The 16,809-nt window shown below is 74.9% G+C and carries 14 protein-coding genes; 3 read left to right on the forward strand and 11 right to left on the reverse strand.

All coding sequences use genetic code 11. From position 1 onward, the window contains the following. Positions 1-238 precede the first annotated feature (238 nt). The 5 genes from ACZ4K2_RS25660 to ACZ4K2_RS25680 form a co-directional block, all read right to left on the reverse strand. Positions 239-2,368, reverse strand: coding sequence for a 3-hydroxyacyl-CoA dehydrogenase NAD-binding domain-containing protein (locus tag ACZ4K2_RS25660; protein ID WP_467475914.1), 2,130 nt, complete (start codon positions 2,366-2,368; stop codon positions 239-241). Further along, the gene (locus ACZ4K2_RS25665; RefSeq protein ID WP_467475913.1) at positions 2,365-3,582 is read right to left on the reverse strand and encodes a thiolase family protein; all 1,218 of its coding nucleotides are present in this window, start codon (positions 3,580-3,582) and stop codon (positions 2,365-2,367) included. Before ACZ4K2_RS25665 ends, ACZ4K2_RS25660 begins: the two co-directional genes overlap by 4 nt. A 288-nt stretch (positions 3,583-3,870) precedes the next feature. Beyond that, complete coding sequence (locus ACZ4K2_RS25670; protein ID WP_467475912.1) at positions 3,871-5,160, reverse strand: HRDC domain-containing protein; 1,290 nt, start codon at positions 5,158-5,160, stop codon at positions 3,871-3,873. A 145-nt stretch (positions 5,161-5,305) separates the two neighbouring features. Beyond that, complete coding sequence (locus tag ACZ4K2_RS25675) at positions 5,306-5,965, reverse strand: LuxR C-terminal-related transcriptional regulator (protein WP_467475911.1); 660 nt, start codon at positions 5,963-5,965, stop codon at positions 5,306-5,308. 315 nt (positions 5,966-6,280) lie between these two features. Beyond that, positions 6,281-6,958, reverse strand: coding sequence for a DUF3000 domain-containing protein (locus ACZ4K2_RS25680; RefSeq protein WP_467475910.1), 678 nt, complete (start codon positions 6,956-6,958; stop codon positions 6,281-6,283). 391 nt (positions 6,959-7,349) lie between these two features. On the opposite strand from ACZ4K2_RS25680, the gene hemE reads away from it, so the two are divergent. Then, positions 7,350-8,408 carry a uroporphyrinogen decarboxylase gene (hemE, locus tag ACZ4K2_RS25685; protein WP_467475909.1) on the forward strand — a complete coding sequence of 353 codons (1,059 nt, stop codon included), beginning with the start codon at positions 7,350-7,352 and terminating at the stop codon, positions 8,406-8,408. A gap of 21 nt (positions 8,409-8,429) precedes the next feature. Here hemE and ACZ4K2_RS25690 read toward each other — a convergent pair whose 3' ends face one another. From ACZ4K2_RS25690 to ACZ4K2_RS25700, 3 genes are all read right to left on the reverse strand, one after another. Further along, the gene (locus ACZ4K2_RS25690) at positions 8,430-9,254 is read right to left on the reverse strand and encodes a rhomboid family intramembrane serine protease (protein ID WP_467475908.1); all 825 of its coding nucleotides are present in this window, start codon (positions 9,252-9,254) and stop codon (positions 8,430-8,432) included. A gap of 96 nt (positions 9,255-9,350) precedes the next feature. Continuing rightward, on the reverse strand, positions 9,351-10,754 hold the full coding sequence (locus tag ACZ4K2_RS25695) for an FAD-dependent oxidoreductase (protein WP_467475907.1): 1,404 nt from the start codon (positions 10,752-10,754) through the stop codon (positions 9,351-9,353). A 27-nt stretch (positions 10,755-10,781) separates the two neighbouring features. Further along, positions 10,782-11,774, reverse strand: a complete 993-nt coding sequence (locus ACZ4K2_RS25700; protein WP_467475906.1) for a DUF4349 domain-containing protein — start codon at positions 11,772-11,774, stop codon at positions 10,782-10,784. Positions 11,775-11,929: 155 nt separating this feature from the next. Between ACZ4K2_RS25700 and hemG the strand changes: the two genes are divergently transcribed. Next, positions 11,930-13,339: a protoporphyrinogen oxidase gene (hemG, locus tag ACZ4K2_RS25705; RefSeq protein WP_467475905.1), complete on the forward strand. Its 1,410-nt coding sequence runs from the start codon at positions 11,930-11,932 to the stop codon at positions 13,337-13,339. A gap of 50 nt (positions 13,340-13,389) precedes the next feature. After that, a complete protein-coding gene (gene hemQ / locus ACZ4K2_RS25710) occupies positions 13,390-14,121 on the forward strand; it encodes a hydrogen peroxide-dependent heme synthase (RefSeq protein ID WP_467475904.1) in 732 nt (243 codons plus the stop codon). A gap of 9 nt (positions 14,122-14,130) precedes the next feature. Here hemQ and ACZ4K2_RS25715 read toward each other — a convergent pair whose 3' ends face one another. The 3 genes from ACZ4K2_RS25715 to ACZ4K2_RS25725 form a co-directional block, all read right to left on the reverse strand. After that, positions 14,131-14,343, reverse strand: a complete 213-nt coding sequence (locus ACZ4K2_RS25715) for a hypothetical protein (protein WP_467475903.1) — start codon at positions 14,341-14,343, stop codon at positions 14,131-14,133. A 192-nt stretch (positions 14,344-14,535) separates the two neighbouring features. After that, positions 14,536-15,318 (reverse strand): TIGR04222 domain-containing membrane protein, encoded by a 783-nt coding sequence (locus ACZ4K2_RS25720; protein WP_467475902.1) that lies wholly within the window; start codon positions 15,316-15,318, stop codon positions 14,536-14,538. A gap of 102 nt (positions 15,319-15,420) precedes the next feature. Continuing rightward, positions 15,421-16,797, reverse strand: a complete 1,377-nt coding sequence (locus ACZ4K2_RS25725; protein ID WP_467475901.1) for an MbnB/TglH/ChrH family RiPP precursor modification enzyme — start codon at positions 16,795-16,797, stop codon at positions 15,421-15,423. Positions 16,798-16,809: the final 12 nt, after the last annotated feature.

A 16,809-nucleotide genomic window follows, 5' to 3' on the forward strand; every position in this document is an offset into this window, starting at 1 on the left:
CGACCGGGAACCCCGGCCGCGGCGGCGGCACGCGCCGGCCGGCCGGCCCGCGCGTCCGCCTGCTTGCCGCGGACCCGGCGCGCCCCCGCAAGGCGGTCATCGCGGCCCTGTGCCCGAAGGGCGAGGCCCCGCGCGCCGCCGGGTCCCTCGGAGCGCCTACCGACCCCGGGCCCGGAACGCCGGTGCCCGGCACCCCCTCCCAGGGGGTGCCGGGCACCGCGGAGCCGTGCGGACCGCCCTACGCGGGCACGCTCGCCACGCCGGGGGCGAGGAACCGCTTGCCGTTCACGCGCTCCGAGACGCCCTCACGGTCCAGGTACGGCGTGATGCCGCCCAGGTGGAAGGGCCAGCCGGCGCCCGTGATGAGGCACAGGTCGATGTCCTGGGCCTCGGCCACGACGCCCTCGTCGAGCATGAGCCCGATCTCCTGCGCCACCGCGTCCAGCACCCGGGCCCGTACCTGCTCCTCGGTGAGGACCACGTCGCCCTGCCGGAGCAGCGCGGCGACCTCCGGGTCCAGCTCCGGCTTGCCGCTGTCGTAGACGTAGAAGCCGCGCTTGCCCGCCTCGACGACCGCCTTGAGGTTCGGGGAGACCGTGAAGCGGTCCGGGAAGGCCCGGTTGAGGGTCTCGGAGACGTGCAGGCCGATCGCCGGGCCCACCAGCTCCAGGAGGACCAGCGGGGACATCGGCAGGCCGAGCGGCTCGATCGCCTTCTCGGCGGTCTCGACCGGGGTGCCCTCGTCGATGACGTTCTGGATCTCGCCCATGAAGCGGGTCAGGATGCGGTTCACGACGAACGCCGGGGCGTCCTTGGTGAGGACCGCGGTCTTCTTCAGCTTCCTGGCGACGGCGAACGCGGTGGCCAGCGAGGCGTCGTCGGTCTGCTCGCCGCGCACGATCTCCAGCAGCGGCAGGATCGCGACCGGGTTGAAGAAGTGGAAGCCGACCACGCGCTCCGGATGCCGCAGCTCGGCGGCCATCTCCGACACCGACAGCGAGGAGGTGTTGGTGGCGAGGATGGCGTGCGCCGGGGCGACCGCCTCGACCTCGGCGAACACCTTCTGCTTGACCGACATCTCCTCGAACACGGCCTCGATGACGAAGTCCGCGTCCGCGAAGCCCTCGGCCTTGTCCAGGACACCGGTCACCAGCGCCTTGAGGCGGTTGGCCTTGTCCTGGTCGACGCGGCCCTTGCCGAGCAGCTTGTCGATCTCGGCGTGGACGTAGCCCACGCCCTTGTCGACGCGCTCCTGGTCGATGTCGGTCAGCACGACCGGCACCTCCAGGCGGCGCAGGAAGAGCAGCGCGAGCTGGGAGGCCATCAGACCGGCGCCGACGACGCCGACCTTGGTGACCGGGCGGGCCAGGTTCTTGTCCGGTGCGCCCGCGGGACGCTTGGCCCGCTTCTGCACCAGGTTGAACGCGTAGATGCCGGACCGCAGTTCGCCGCCCATGATCAGGTCGGCGAGGGCCTGGTCCTCGGCGTCGTAGCCCGCCTGGAGGTCGCCGTCCTTGGCGGCGGCGATGATGTCGAGGGCGCGGTAGGCGGCCGGGGCCGCGCCGTGCACCTTGGAGTCCGCGACGAAGCGGCCCTTGGCGACGGCCTGGTCCCAGGCCTCACCGCGGTCGATCGCCGGGCGCTCGACCACGACGTCGCCCGTGAGCACCCGCGCGGTCCAGATCAGCGACTGCTCCAGGAAGTCGGCACCCTCGAAGAGGGCGTCGGCGATGCCCAGTTCGAAGACCTGCCGGCCCTTGAGCTGCCTGTTCTGGTTCAGCGAGTTCTCGATGACGACCGAGACGGCCTTCTCGGCGCCGATCAGGTTCGGCAGCAGGGTGCAGCCGCCCCAGCCGGGCACCAGGCCGAGGAAGACCTCGGGCAGGGAGAACGCCGGGATCGCCTGGGAGACGGTGCGGTAGGAGCAGTGCAGGCCGACCTCGACGCCGCCGCCCATCGCCGCGCCGTTGTAGTAGGCGAAGGTCGGGACCGCGAGGCCCCCGAGGCGCTTGAACACCTCGTGGCCGCCCTTGCCGATGGCGAGCGCGTGCTCGTGCTCCTTCAGCAGCTCGACGCCCTTGAGGTCGGCGCCGACCGCGAAGATGAACGGCTTGCCGGTGATGCCGACGCCGACGATGCCGCCGTCCGCGGCCTCCTTCTCGACCTGGTCGATCGCGGTGTCGAGGTTCGCGAGCGAGGCGGGCCCGAAGGTGGTCGGCTTGGTGTGGTCCAGGCCGTTGTCCAGCGTGATCAGCGCGAAGCGGCCGGCGCCGAACGGCAGGTCGAAGTGGCGCACGTGGGCGCTGGTGACGACCTCGTCGGGGAACAGGTCCGAGGCCTGCTTCAGAAGCTCGGCGGTGGTGCTCACTTGTCCCCCTCGAAGTGCGGGTTCTCCCAGATGACCGTCGCGCCCATGCCGAAGCCGACGCACATGGTGGTCAGGCCGTAGCGGACCTGCGGCTGCTCCTCGAACTGGCGGGCCAGCTGCGTCATCAGCCGGACGCCGGAGGAGGCCAGCGGGTGGCCGTAGGCGATGGCGCCGCCGTACTGGTTGACGCGCTCGTCGTCGTCGGCGATGCCGTAGTGGTCGAGGAAGGCCAGCACCTGGACCGCGAATGCCTCGTTGATCTCGAACAGGCCGATGTCGGAGATGGACAGCCCCGCCTGGGCGAGGGCCTTCTCCGTCGCCGGGATCGGGCCGTAGCCCATGACCTCCGGCTCGACGCCCGCGAAGGCGTACGACACCAGGCGCATCTTGACCGGCAGGCCGTTCTCGCGGGCGAAGTCCTCGCTCGCGATGATCGACGCGGTCGCGCCGTCGTTCAGACCGGCCGCGTTGCCCGCGGTGACCCGGCCGTGCACCCGGAACGGCGTCTTGAGACCCGCGAGGTTCTCCAGGGTGGTGCCCGGGCGCATCGGCTCGTCGGCGGTGACCAGGCCCCAGCCGGTCTCGCCGGCCTCGGCGTTCGTGCGGCGCACCGAGATCGGCACCAGGTCCTGCTGGATCTTGCCGTCGGCGTACGCCTTGGCGGCCTTCTCCTGCGAGCGCACCGCGTACTCGTCGGCGCGCAGCTTGGTGATCTGCGGGTAGCGGTCGTGCAGGTTCTCCGCGGTCATGCCCATGAACAGGGCGGACTCGTCGACCAGCTTCTCCGAGACGAACCGCGGGTTCGGGTCCACGCCCTCGCCCATCGGGTGGCGGCCCATGTGCTCGACACCACCGGCGATGACGGCGTCGTAGGCGCCGAAGGCGATCGAGCCGGCGGTGGTCGTCACGGCGGTGAGGGCGCCGGCGCACATGCGGTCGATGGAGTAGCCCGGGACGGACTGCGGCAGACCGGCCAGGATGCCGGCGGTGCGGCCGAGGGTCAGGCCCTGGTCGCCGATCTGCGTGGTCGCGGCGATGGCGACCTCGTCGATCTTCTTCAGGTCCAGACCGGGGTTGCGGCGCAGCAGCTCCCGGATCGCCTTCACGACGAGGTCGTCGGCGCGGGTCTCGTGGTAGACGCCCTTCGGGCCCGCCTTGCCGAACGGGGTGCGGACGCCGTCGACGAAGACGACGTCCCTGACGGTACGAGGCACGATGGCTCTCCTCCAGGTGCGGGATGGCACTGCTGCGTTGCGCTGAGCGCGCGCTCAGAACCCATGCTACTTATGAGTAACGTAGCTGCACAGTCCCGCCGGCCCAAGCGGTGAAGGTCACACGGACGCGCGGGGGCGCTCCGGCGGGACCCGGCCCCCTCGCGCGCCCCGCCGGTTCAGGATCTTGGCGCGATATCGACACCCCGCCACCCCCCGCCCGCGTGCCGCCGGCCGCCGTTTCGGGGGCGGCCGGCCGCGGCACCGGGCGCCCGGTCGGGCGCGCGGCCGTCAGGCGCCCTGCACGGTCAGGGCGTCCGCCAGCACCGGGGTCACCAGCTCCACCTGCCACGGGCGCGCCCCGTACCCGGCGAGGGCGTCCGCCACGGACTCGGCGCCACCGGGCCTGGGCGGCTCCCAGCAGATCCGCCGGACCGTGTCCGGGGAGATCACGTTCTCCTGGGGCATGCCGAGCCGCTCGGCGAGGGCGGTCACCGCGGCCCGGGCGGCGGAGAGGCGCGCCGCGGCGGCCGGGTCCTTGTCGGCCCAGGCCCGCGGCGGCGGCGGCCCGGTCACCGGCTGCCCCGGCTGCGGCAGCCCGGTGTCCGGCAGCGCCTTGGCCCGGTCGACCGCGGCCTGCCACTGCTCCAGCTGGCGCCGCCCCGTGCGGTGTCCGAAACCGTTCAGGGCGGCCAGGGCGTGCACGTTGGCCGGCAGCGCGAGCGCGGCCTCCACGATGGCCGCGTCGCTCAGCACCTTGCCGGGCGAGACGTCCCGGCGCTGGGCGATCCGGTCGCGCGTCTGCCACAGCTCCCGCACGACGGCGAGCTGCCGGCGCCGGCGCACCTTGTGCATCCCGGAGGTGCGGCGCCAGGGGTCCTTGCGCGGCTCGGCCGGGGGCGCCGTCGCGATCGCGTCGAACTCCTGGAGCGCCCACTCCAGCTTCCCCTGCCGGTCCAGCTCCTTCTCCAGGGCGTCCCGCAGGTCGACGAGGAGTTCGACGTCGAGCGCGGCGTACCGCAGCCACGGCTCCGGCAGCGGCCGGGTCGACCAGTCGACGGCCGAGTGCCCCTTCTCCAGGACGTAGCCGAGGACGCCCTCGACCATGGCGCCGAGGCCGACCCGGGGGAAGCCCGCGAGGCGGCCGGCCAGCTCGGTGTCGAACAGTCGGGTCGGGACCATGCCTATCTCGCGCAGGCAGGGCAGGTCCTGGGTGGCCGCGTGCAGCACCCACTCGACGCCGGACAGCGCCTGGCCGAGACCGGACAGGTCGGGGCAGGCGACCGGGTCGATCAGCGCGGTGCCGGCGCCCTCGCGGCGGAGCTGCACCAGGTAGGCGCGCTGGCCGTAGCGGTAGCCGGAGGCGCGCTCGGCGTCCACGGCGACCGGGCCGGAGCCGGCGGCGAAGGCGGCGGCCACCCGGGCGAGGGCCGCCTCGTCGGCGATCACGGGGGGAATGCCCTCGCGGGGTTCGAGCAACGGAGTCGGCGCCCCCGTCACAGAAGATCCGGCATCGTCCGGGGGAGTACTTCCGGTGGTGCGCAGGGAGCCGTCTGCTGTGGTGTCTTGGGCGTCGGTCACCTGTCAAGGGTATCCGTGTACGGACGGCGCCCGTCGACGGAACGTTCCGTCGACGGGCACGGGAGGGGCGTAAACCAGTCAGCTCGGGGGGCGGCTGGTCCACCCCGGCGGAGGGCGCGTTCCGCCGAAGGGGTGTCCGGTGCTCCTAGTGGATGATGCCGGTGCGCAGGGCCACGGCCACCATGCCGGCCCGGTCGCCCGTGCCGAGCTTGCGGGCGATGCGGGCCAGGTGGCTCTTGACGGTGAGGGCGGACAGGCCCATGGAGACGCCGATCGCCTTGTTCGACTGGCCCTCCGCGACCAGCCGGAGCACCTCGACCTCGCGTCCGGACAGCTCCCGGTAGCCGCCCGGGTGACTCGGGGCACCCGGGGGGCGGCGGTGCATGCGGGCGGCGGAGCCGAGGGGAGCGGCGCCCGGCCGGGTGGGGAGCCCGATGTTGGTGCGGGTGCCGGTGACGACGTAGCCCTTGACCCCGCCGGCCAGCGCGTTGCGGACCGCGCCGATGTCGTCGGCGGCGGACAGCGCGAGTCCGTTGGGCCAGCCCGCGGCGCGGGTCTCGGACAGCAGGGTGAGGCCGGAGCCGTCGGGCAGGTGGACGTCGGCGACGCAGATGTCGCGCGGGTTGCCGATGCGGGGACGAGCCTCCGCGACGGACGAGGCCTCGATCACGTCGCGTACGCCGAGCGCCCACAGGTGGCGGGTGACGGTGGAGCGGACGCGCGGGTCGGCCACGACCACCATGGCGGTCGGCTTGTTCGGGCGGTAGGCGACCAGGCTTGCGGGTTGCTCTAGGAGAACGGACACCAGGCCTCCTGGGTGGGGGACGGGGCCGGCTTGTGGGGAGGAAGCCGGGACGAACCGTGCTTTCAAGGTCACAGTCGTCTTCGGCAGCAAACTCGTCCGCCTTTAGAGAATGATCACGATCTAGTGAGTAACAATCTGTGCAATTCGGACACGCGATCGATCATCCGAAGATCGAGTCGGTTCGAGCCGGTGCGATTCGAGTGCGCAAAGTGGCCGTATCGACAAAGAGATGGTCAACGGGGCGTTTCGGGGTGATCGCCTCGGCGAGGTGATCACCCCGGCGTGGAGTGATCACCTTGGTGTGGCGTGTTCGCGTCAGCGGGAGTGCGGACCCCGGCGCTGCGGCAGGCTCACCACCGACGCGTCGCCCGGGCCGGCCGGCGGCAGACCCGCGACCTGCGCCAGCAGATCGCACCAGGAGAGCAGGTGGGCGGCGGTGTCCGGGACCCCGCCGAGGCCCTCGCGGGGCGTCCACGACGCCCGGATCTCGATCTGGGAGGCGGCCGGCCGCTCCGCCAGGCCGCCGAAGTAGTGCGAGCCGGCCCGGGTGATGGTGCCGCTCGGCTCGCCGTAGCCCAGTCCGCGCGCCTGCAACGCCCCGGTCAGCCACGACCAGCACACCTCGGGGAGCAGCGGATCGGCCGCCATCTCCGGCTCCAGCTCCGCGCGCACCAGGGTCACCAGCCGGAAGGTCCCCCGCCACGCCTCGTGCCCGGCCGGGTCGTGCAGCAGCACCAGCCGCCCGTCGGCCAGCTCCTGCTCGCCGTCGACCACCACCGCCTCCAACGCGTACGCGTACGGCGCGAGCCGTTGCGGGGCGGGGGTCGGCTCCACCTCGACCTGCGGCCGCAGCCGGCTGCCGCGCAGGGCCTCCACCGCGGCCCGGAAGGCCGGCGGCCCCGGCGTAGCGGAGCGCCGGTCCCCATCCTCGGTCTCCGTCACGTCACCCGTTCCATCAGCGCCGTCCGACATTCGTCCGTGAGCCGCAGCCATGCGGGGAAGAGTAAGGGGAACGGGGCCCGCGTGCAGGGCAAGACACCCGCCGCGCCGCACGCGGCCGACGCGGGCGGCGGTCCACCGGCCGCCCGCGGACGGCCTCTTGGCCCCGTGCGGCGCGCGGCCCCGCACCGCGGCCGGCCCCCGGCCCCGCCCACGCGCCGGGCGTCCCTCGTGCGGGCCGGCGCCGTGCCCCGGCCCGTACCGGGGCGGACGCCCCGCTCCCGCCGCCCCGGGGGCTCCGCCCCGAGCCGGACGGGCCGGCCGGCGGCCGACGAGCCGCAGGCCGCGTGCCCCCGCGGCGGCCGGGTACCGGGGCCGGTGCGGACCGGGTCCGGTGGGTGGTCACCGGGCGGGTGGTGATCCGGCGGCATGCGAAACTTGCCTCGTGACCGCCAAAGACACCACGCAGCCGACAGCGACGTACGACAGCGCCTTCCTCAAGGCGTGCAGGCGTGAACCGGTGCCGCACACCCCGGTGTGGTTCATGCGCCAGGCAGGCCGCTCCCTGCCCGAGTACCGCAAGGTGCGCGAGGGCGTCCCCATGCTGGAGTCCTGCATGCGGCCCGAGCTGGTCACCGAGATCACGCTCCAGCCGGTGCGCCGCCACGACGTGGACGCGGCGATCTACTTCAGCGACATCGTCGTCCCGCTGAAGGCGATCGGCATCGACCTCGACATCAAGCCCGGCGTCGGCCCGGTCGTCGAGCAGCCGGTCCGGACCCGCGCCGACCTGGCCCGGCTGCGCGACCTCACGCCCGAGGACGTGCCGTACGTCACTGAGGCCATCGGCATGCTCACCGGCGAGCTGGGCGCCACCCCGCTGATCGGTTTCGCGGGCGCGCCCTTCACCCTCGCCAGCTATCTGGTCGAGGGCGGCCCCTCGCGCACGTACGAGAACGCCAAGGCGATGATGTACGGCGATCCCGAACTCTGGGCCGACCTGCTGGACCGCCTCGCCGACATCACCTCCGCCTTCCTGAAGGTGCAGATCGAGGCGGGCGCGAGCGCCGTCCAGCTCTTCGACTCCTGGGCCGGCGCGCTCGCCCCGGCCGACTACCGCCGCTCGGTCATGCCCGCCTCCGTCAAGGTCTTCGAGGCCGTCGCCGGCTACGGCGTCCCGCGCATCCACTTCGGCGTCGGCACCGGTGAGCTGCTGAAGCCCATGGGCGAGGCCGGCGCGGACGTCGTCGGCGTCGACTGGCGCGTCCCGATGGACGAGGCCCGGCGCCGGGTGGGCCCCGGCAAGGCGCTCCAGGGCAACCTGGACCCGACCGTCCTGTTCACCGACAAGGACACCGTCGAGGCCAAGGCCCGCGAGGTGCTCGACGCCGCCGCCGGACTGGAGGGGCACGTCTTCAACCTCGGCCACGGCGTCATGCCGAACACCGACCCGGACGCCCTGACCCGGCTCGTGGAGTACGTCCACACGGCCACCGCCCGCTGACGCGCCGGCCGGCTCACCGGCTCACCAGGAGTAGTGGGGCCGCGCGCGCCTGCCGAACAGCAGGCCGGGCGGCTCCGGCGGCGGAGGCGTGCCCGCCTTGAGCGGCCAGGCGAGCAGCATGCCCGCGACGAAGCCGACCACGTGCGCCGCGTACGCCACCGTGCCGCTGCCGGACATCCCGTGCCCGGACGAGTACACCGCCTGGAGCCCGAACCAGAAGCCCAGCACCAGCCAGGCGGGCAGCCGGAGCGGCAGGAAGACCAGGAACGGCACCAGCACCCACACCCGGGCCTTCGGGAACAGCACCAGGTAGGCCCCGAGGACCCCGGCGATCGCGCCCGACGCCCCGATCAGCGGGTCGGTGGAGTCGGCGTTGAGCAACGCGAAGCCGTAGCTTGCCGCGTAACCGCAGACGACGTAGAAGAGGAAGTAGCGGATGTGGCCCATCCGGTCCTCGACGTTGTTGCCGAAGATCAGCAGGAAGAGCATGTTGCCCAGCAGGTGCAGCGTGCCGCCGTGCAGGAACATCGCCGTGAAGACCGACAGCGCGGGCGACTTGTCGTAGCCGGGCGGTCCCACGACGCAGCCCGGGCCGTGCGGGCCGAGGCCGACCTCGCCGGTCGGCACGAGCCGCGGGAGCCGCTGGTGGATCAGTTCCCGCGGCACCGCGGCGTAGTGGTCCATGAACGCCTGGAGGTGGCAGAGCTGCGCCAGGTGATCGGCGCCGGTCGCGGCGGCGGTCGCGCCGGGGGTGGTGAGGAACACCAGTACGTTGGCGGCGATGAGCGCGAACGTCACCCAGGGCGTGCCGCGCACCGGGGTCACGTCATGGACGGGGATGACCACACAGGAGTACTGCCCGCGAAACGGCGGGCGAACCGGCGCGCACCGCGGGGTGGCCGGGCGCGGGCCGGTGCCGCGGCCGGCCGCGCCCGGCGCGCGTCAGCCCGCCCGGCGCACCTGCGCCGCCGCCTTCCGCGCCGCCACCAGCACCGGGTCCCACACCGGCGAGAACGGCGGGGCGTACCCGAGGTCCAGGGCCGTCATCTGTTCCACCGTCATCCGCGCGGTCAGGGCCACCGCCGCGACGTCGACCCGCTTCGCCGCGCCCTCCCGGCCGACGATCTGCACGCCGAGCAGCCGGCCGGTGCGCGACTCGGCGAGCATCTTGACCGTCATGGGGGCGGCGCCGGGGTAGTAGCCGGCCCGGCTGGTCGACTCGACGGTGACCGACTCGAACCGCAGGCCCACCCGGCGGGCGTCCTTCTCCCGCAGACCGGTGCGGGCGATCTCCAGATCGCAGACCTTGCTCACCGCCGTGCCGACGACACCGGGGAACGTGGCGTACCCGCCACCGGCGTTGGTGCCGATCACCTGGCCGTGCTTGTTGGCGTGGGTGCCGAGCGGGACGTACTGCTCCTGCCCGGAGACCAGGTTCAGCACCTCCACGCAGTCACCGCCCGCCCAGATGCCGGCGTGGCCGCGCACCCGCATGGCGAGGTCGGTGAGCAGACCGCCGTGGGCGCCGAGCGGCAGGCCGGCCGCCCGGGCGAGGGCGGTCTCCGGGCGCACCCCGATGCCGAGGACCACCACGTCCGCGGGGTACTCGGCGTCCTCCACGGCCACCGCGCGGACCCGGCCGTCGTCACCGGTGAGGATCTTGGTGACCTCGGCGCCGTTCACCATGGTGATGCCGAGGCCCGTCATGGCCCGGCGCACCATCCGGCCCATGTCCGGATCGAGCGTCGACATCGGCTCCTCGCCGCGGTTGACGACCGTCACCTCGAAACCCCGGTTGATCAGCGCCTCGGCCATCTCGACGCCGATGTAGCCCGCGCCCACGACCACCGCCCTGCGGCCCCGCGCGCGGGACAGGGTGTCCAGCAGGGCCTGGCCGTCGTCCAGGGTCTGCACACCGTGCACACCGGGGGCGTCCGCGCCGGGCAGGTCCGGCCGGACCGGGCGGGCACCGGTGGCGATGACGAGCTTGTCGTACGGCGTCCAGGACTCGGCGCCGGAATCCAGGTCACGCGCGCGCACCCGCCGCCCGGCCGGGTCGATCTCCGTGACCTCCGTGCGCATCCGCAGGTCGATGTCGCGTGCGCGGTGCTCCTCGGGCGTGCGGGCGATCAGCCGGTCCCGCTCCTCGACCTCGCCGCCCACCCAGTACGGGATGCCGCACGCCGAGTAGGAGCTGAAGTGGCCCCGCTCGAAAGCCACGATCTCCAGTTCCCCGGGCCCCCGCAGCCGCCGCGCCTGGGACGCCGCGGACATGCCCGCGGCGTCGCCCCCGATCACGACCAGCCGTTCCCTGCCGCCGTCGCCCCGTCCACCGCTCATGCTCATGGGGACACGCTACGGGGCGCGGTCATGTCAGTCCCGGTGCCCCTCCCCGGTACCCGGGGTGTTCCCGGTCCCCCCGGCGGGGTCCGGCACCGGGCGGGCCGCGGGCAGCGGGCCGGGCACGGCCGCCGCGGGCACGGGTCCCGCCCGGCGCGGCAGCCGGGGGCGCACGACGCGCAGCCACAGCGCCACCAGGAGCGCGGCGAGGACGGCGAACGGCAGGGCGGCGCCGAGGGCGAGGGCGATCCAGCGCAGCACGGAGACGAACGCCCGCCAGCCGCCCGCGAGCGCGTCGGCGAAGTCCGGGGAGCCGTCCGTGTGCCGCTCGGCGGGCTCGGCCAGCGACAGGGTGACGGTGGCCAGGCTCGTGCGGTCCTTCAGGGACGCCTGCCGGGCCAGCAGCGACTCCAGATCGGCCTGGCGGCCGCTCAGTTCACCCTCCAGCGCCACCACGTCGCTCAGCTTCGCCGCCTTGTCCATCAGCGCGCGGAGCCGGTCCACACCGGCCCGCTGCGACCTGATCCGGCTGTCGACGTCCACGACTTGGTCGGTGACGTCGACGGCCCTGGCGGTGCGGGCGGTCAGCCGGCCCGTGCCCTGGAGGGCGGTGAGCACCTCGTCGTACCGCTCGGCCGGCACGCGCAGCACGACCTCGGTGTGCTCGCGGCCGTCGGTGTCCCGGGCCGTGGTCTCCTCGCCGACGTAGCCGCCCGCGCCCTCGGCGACCGCCCGGGCCCGCTTCAGGGCCCTCGGCACGTCCTCGGCCTCGACGGTGAGGGACGCGGTGCGGATGATCGCGTCCGGGACGAGCCGGGGGTTGCCGGACGGGGCCGCGGCGTGCCGGGCCCCGGCGCCGGGGACCGCGGCCGGGCCGGCCGCGCCGTCCCCGGCGGACTTGGCGGAGCCGTCGCCCGAGTCGCCGCCCGCGCCGCCGCACCCGGCGAGCGTGAGGGCGGCGGCGAGCAGGGCCCCGGCCAGGGCCCGGCGGGATCCGGTGGGACGGGTGGGGCGTGGTGTGCGCATGGGCGGACCCCCGGTCGGTGTGGTCTGGACGGTCCTTCGACGGCCCGGCCGGCGGGAACGTTCGGCCCGCCGGTCCCGATGCGGTCACGGTCCGGACTCGGCGCGGCCACCCGCCTGACCGGCGGCCCGCCGGCGCGGTTTGAGAGAGTGGGGACATGAGCGCAACGGGTAGGGGCTTGCAGCACGTCGTCGTCATCGGGGCCGGCATCGCCGGGCTGGCCGCCGCCCACCGGCTGCTGGGGCGCGGCGCGCGGGTGACCGTGCTGGAGGCCGGCGACCGGGTCGGCGGCAAGCTGCTGCCCGGCGAGATCGCCGGCGTGCGGGTCGACCTGGGCGCCGAGTCCGTGCTCGCCCGGCGCCCGGAGGCGGTCGGCCTCGCGCGCGAGGCGGGTCTGGGCGAGGACCTCCGGGCGCCGGCCACCGCGACCGCCTCGATCTGGACCCGGGGCGCCCTGCGGCCCATGCCCAAGGGCCATGTGATGGGCGTGCCCGGCACCGCCGCCGCGCTCTCCGGCGTCCTCTCCGCGGAGGGCCTGGCCCGCATCGGGCGCGACGCCGACCTGCCCCGCACCGAGACCGGCGACGACGTGGCCGTGGGCGAGTACGTGGCGGCCCGGCTCGGCCGCGAGGTCGTGGACCGGCTGGTCGAACCCCTGCTCGGCGGGGTGTACGCGGGCGACGCGTACCGCATCTCGATGCGCTCGGCCGTCCCGCAGCTCTTCCAGGCCGCCCGCGCCCACACCTCCCTCACCGAGGGCGTCCGGGAGATCCAGGCGAAGGCCGCCGCGCAGCAGCAGACCGGGCCGGTGTTCATGGGCATCGCCGGCGGCGTCGGGCGGCTGCCGCTCGCGGTCGCCGGGTCGGTGCGCGCGCGGGGCGGCGAGATCCTGACCGGCACGCCCGCCCGCGCGCTGCGCCGTACCGGGGACGGCGGCTGGCGGATCACCGCCGGCGAGCGGGAACTGCACGCCGACGCCGTGGTCGTCGCCGTGCCCGCCCCGGCCGCCGCCGCACTGCTGCGGGCCGAGTCCCCGGGGGCCGCCGCCGAGCTGGCCGCCGTCGAGTACGCCTCGATGGCCCTGATCACGCTCGCCTACCGGCGGGCCGGCCTGGGCCTGCCCGAGGGCAGCGGCTTCCTGGTGCCGCCCGTCGACGGCCGCACCATCAAGGCGTCCACCTTCGCCTCCCAGAAGTGGGGCTGGATCGCCGACGAGGACCCGGACGTGGTCGTGCTGCGCACCTCGGTGGGCCGCCACGGCGAGACCGGGATCCTCGGCCGCGACGACACCGAGCTGGTGGAGGTGTCCCGGCACGACCTGCGCGAGGCCACCGGCCTGGACGCGGTGCCGCTGGAGACCCGGGTCACCCGCTGGACCGACGGCCTGCCGCAGTACCCGGTGGGGCACCACGCGCGCGTGGCCCGCGTCCGCGAGCAGATCGCGAGGCTCCCGGGCCTCGCGGTGTGCGGCGCGCAGTACGACGGCGTCGGCATCCCGGCCTGCGTCGCGAGCGCGTACGCGGCGGTGGACGGACTGGACGCCGGCCCCGCGGGGGCCGCGAGCTGACGGGACGACCCGGTGCGGAGCCCGCACGGTGGCGCGGGAGAATGGGGACCATGAGTGACGACGCCTCCACCACCGAGCCCGGCCGCATCCCGAACAAGGGCAAGCTGGCCAAGGACCTCAACGAGGTCATCCGCTACACGCTCTGGTCGGTCTTCAAGCTGAAGGACGTGCTGCCCGAGGACCGCGCGGGATACGCCGACGAGGTCCAGGAGCTGTTCGACCAGCTCGCCGCCAAGGACGTGACGATCCGCGGCACCTACGACCTCTCCGGCCTGCGCGCCGACGCCGACGTCATGATCTGGTGGCACGCCGAGACCAGCGACCAGCTCCAGGAGGCGTACAACCTCTTCCGCCGCACCAGGCTGGGGCGTGCGCTGGAGCCCGTCTGGTCGAACATGGCGCTGCACCGCCCCGCCGAGTTCAACCGCTCGCACATCCCGGCGTTCCTCGCCGACGAGACGCCCCGCGCCTACGTGAGCGTCTACCCGTTCGTGCGCTCCTACGACTGGTACCTGCTGCCCGACGAGGACCGCCGCCGCATGCTCGCCGACCACGGCAAGATGGCCCGCGGCTACCCGGACGTGCGCGCCAACACGGTCGCCTCGTTCTCCCTCGGCGACTACGAGTGGATCCTGGCCTTCGAGGCCGACGACCTGCACCGCATCGTCGACCTCATGCGGCACCTGCGCGGCTCCGAGGCCCGGATGCACGTCCGGGAGGAGATCCCGTTCTACACGGGCCGCCGCAAGAGCGTCGCCGACCTGGTGGCGGGCCTGGCGTAGGGCTCCCGCTCAGGGCCGCGGGGAACCGCCGCGGCCCTGGGCCGCGTCCCGGCGGGTCTCCTCGCCGGCCGGGGCGCCGGAGGCGACCGGTTCCGGGCGCGGCGCGCAGGACGCGTGCCGCGCCGGGAGGCGGCCCGCCGGCGGGTAGGCGTCCAGGTGCGCGTCGACGCGGCGGTCGGGGCCACCCCCGATGCCGTGCGTGCCCGCGTCCCGCTCTGTCACCAACACCGGGCCGGCAGGCCGCGGTACGTCCGCGGTGGAGCACGGGCCGAAGCCGATGCCGGCCGCCCGGGCGCGGGGCCGATGGCACGGCTGCCACGGCCCGGCGACGACAGGAGGGATATTTCCTCCGGCCGCGGGGGAAGGCCGGCACCGGCGCCATCGCCCCGTGTGCGCCCCTCGAAGCCGCCGTCCTCACTCCCGCCAGGGCTGGTCGCGGTGGGTGAAGGCGGCGCGCAACCGCGGCTCGCCGATCGCGCGGATGCCGCGGACCGCGACGGAGGTGAGGAACGACCGCTCGTCACCGGCCGGCTGCCCGGCCAGCGTGCTCAGCAGGTGCTGCCCGGCGGGGGAGGCCCAGCGCGAGTACGGGTGCACCTCGAAGCGGGCGATGGCCAGGCAGCTCAGCGCCAGGACGAGGGGCAGGGCGAACCAGAGGCCCATCAGCAGGCGCGGTGTCCCGGCCTGGCCGGGCAGCAGCAGCGCGGTGACGCCCAGCACGGCCACGGCCGCCGCGGCGGCCCGCACCTGGCGCACGGCCGACCCGACCGTCGCGCCCGTGCCGTCCTCGGGCACCGCGAGCCCCGCGCGCACCAGCCCGTCGGCCAGCCGGCGCACCGCCTCGGCGCCGGCCGCCCGGGCCCGTACCGGCGCGATCCGCGCCTGTCCCCCGGGGCCGATCGCCCCTATGACGGACCGCTCCATCTCGTCGCGCCCCTGGGGGTCCACGACCGTGGCCCAGCCGGTGTGGGCGAGCAGCAGCCGCCGCTGGCGGGCCATGGAGACCATGGTCACCTCGGCGACGCGGGCGGGACCGCCGGACAGGAAGGCCGCCTCGTACAGCGTCAGACCGTGCTCCCGGTCCACGGGCGCGCCGTGCGCCTCCGCGGCCGCCGCGCGTACGGCGGCCAGGCACAGCCGGGCACCGGCCGTACCGGCGAAGGCCCAGGCCAGGAGCAGGAGTGGCACCCAGAACATGACGTGTTTGTATGCCAGGGGCCCGGCCGGACGCCATGCCCTGTTCACGATCCGGACGGAGCGTCGGCGGTACGTGACGTTCCGTTCGCGGGGCGGGCGGTCTCAGGCCCGGCGGCGCACGGCCCGCACGGTCCGCATCGCCCGTGCGGCGAGGCCCGGGGTCCGGGGCGCCGGGCCCGCGCGGTCCAGCCACCACTCCCGCAGCTCCCGCCGGGCCCGCGCGTCCCCCGGCCGTCCCAGCTTCAGCAGGTGCCCGGCGAAGTCCAGCGCGTCCCGCCGGTAGCCGCCGCTCATCGGCCGCTGCCGGGCGTACTCCAGGAACATCCCGCGGTAGCCCGCCCCCAGGATCACCGGGAGCTCGGGGGCCACCCCGGCCACCACGCCCGCCCGCTTCGCCGCGAGTGCCCGCGCCTGCACCGCCATCCGGGCCCGGTCGAACCCCTCCGGCACCGGGGTGCCCGCCACCAGGGACGACAGCACGGCGGCCTGGGCCACTCCCAGCCGCCCGCGCACGTCCGCCCCCAGCCGCCCGCGTACCTCCGCCACCGGCCGGGCGAGCACACCGACGCCCCCGGCCGCCGCGCCGGCGCCGCCCCCCGCCGTCGTACCGCCCGGGGCCGTGGGGCGCGGCGCCGTGCCGCGCGCCGCGCGGGCCCGGCCGGCCGCCACGGCCGCCCGGATCGCGTCCAGTTCACCCGCCAGCTCGGCCGGTCCGGGGAAGTCCTCGTCCCGTTCCAGGAGCACCCCGGGCGGTGCGACCCGTGCGGCGAGGCCGGTCAGGATGTCGAGCACCGGGCGCGGCACGGGGTGCGCGTGGCTGTCGTGCCAGACGCCGTCCCGCTCGAAGCCGCCCGCGACATGGACGTAGGCGATGGCCTCCAGGGGCAGCCCGGCCAGCGCCTCGGCCGGGTCCTCGCCCTGGTTGACGTGGTTGGTGTGCAGGTTGGCCACGTCGATCAGCAGGCGTACGCCGGTCCGTTCGACCAGCTCGGACAGGAACTGCCCCTCGGTCAGCTCCTCGCCCGGCCAGGAGAACAGCGCCGCGATGTTCTCCAGCGCCAGCGGCACCGGCAGCGCGTCCTGGGCGATGCGCACGTTCTCGCAGAGCACGTCCAGCGCGTCCCGGGTGCGCGGCACCGGCAGCAGGTGGCCGGCCTCCAGGCGCGGGGACGCGGTCAGTTCGCCGCCGGCCCGGACGAAGGCGATGTGCTCGGTGACCAGCGGGGCCCCGAGCGCCTCCACCCGCTCGGCGAGGGCCGCCAGCCGCCCCTCGTCGGGGCGTTCGGCACCGCCGAGGCCGAGGGAGACCCCGTGCGGGACCACCGTCACACCGCGCTCGCGCAGCCGCAGCAGCGACTGCGGGAGGTGGCCGGGGCAGACGTTCTCCGCCACGACCTCCACCCAGTCGATGCCCGGCATACGCTCCACGGTGTCCGCGATCTCCGGCCGCCAGCCGATGCCCGTCCCCAGTCGCCGCATGGCGCTCCCCCT

The organism is Streptomyces sp. NPDC025833 (assembly GCF_055558055.1).

Bases quoted from the DNA above. Each gene is read 5' to 3' on its own strand.
- ACZ4K2_RS25680 (WP_467475910.1), bottom strand. From the start codon at position 6,958: ATGGCTGCGGCTCACGGACGAATGTCGGACGGCGCTGATGGAACGGGT.
- ACZ4K2_RS25695 (WP_467475907.1), bottom strand. From the start codon at position 10,754: ATGAGCATGAGCGGTGGACGGGGCGACGGCGGCAGGGAACGGCTGGTC.
- ACZ4K2_RS25700 (WP_467475906.1), bottom strand. From the start codon at position 11,774: ATGCGCACACCACGCCCCACCCGTCCCACCGGATCCCGCCGGGCCCTG.
- hemG (WP_467475905.1), top strand. From the start codon at position 11,930: ATGAGCGCAACGGGTAGGGGCTTGCAGCACGTCGTCGTCATCGGGGCC.
- hemQ (WP_467475904.1), top strand. From the start codon at position 13,390: ATGAGTGACGACGCCTCCACCACCGAGCCCGGCCGCATCCCGAACAAG.
- ACZ4K2_RS25720 (WP_467475902.1), bottom strand. From the start codon at position 15,318: ATGTTCTGGGTGCCACTCCTGCTCCTGGCCTGGGCCTTCGCCGGTACG.
- ACZ4K2_RS25725 (WP_467475901.1), bottom strand. From the start codon at position 16,797: ATGCGGCGACTGGGGACGGGCATCGGCTGGCGGCCGGAGATCGCGGAC.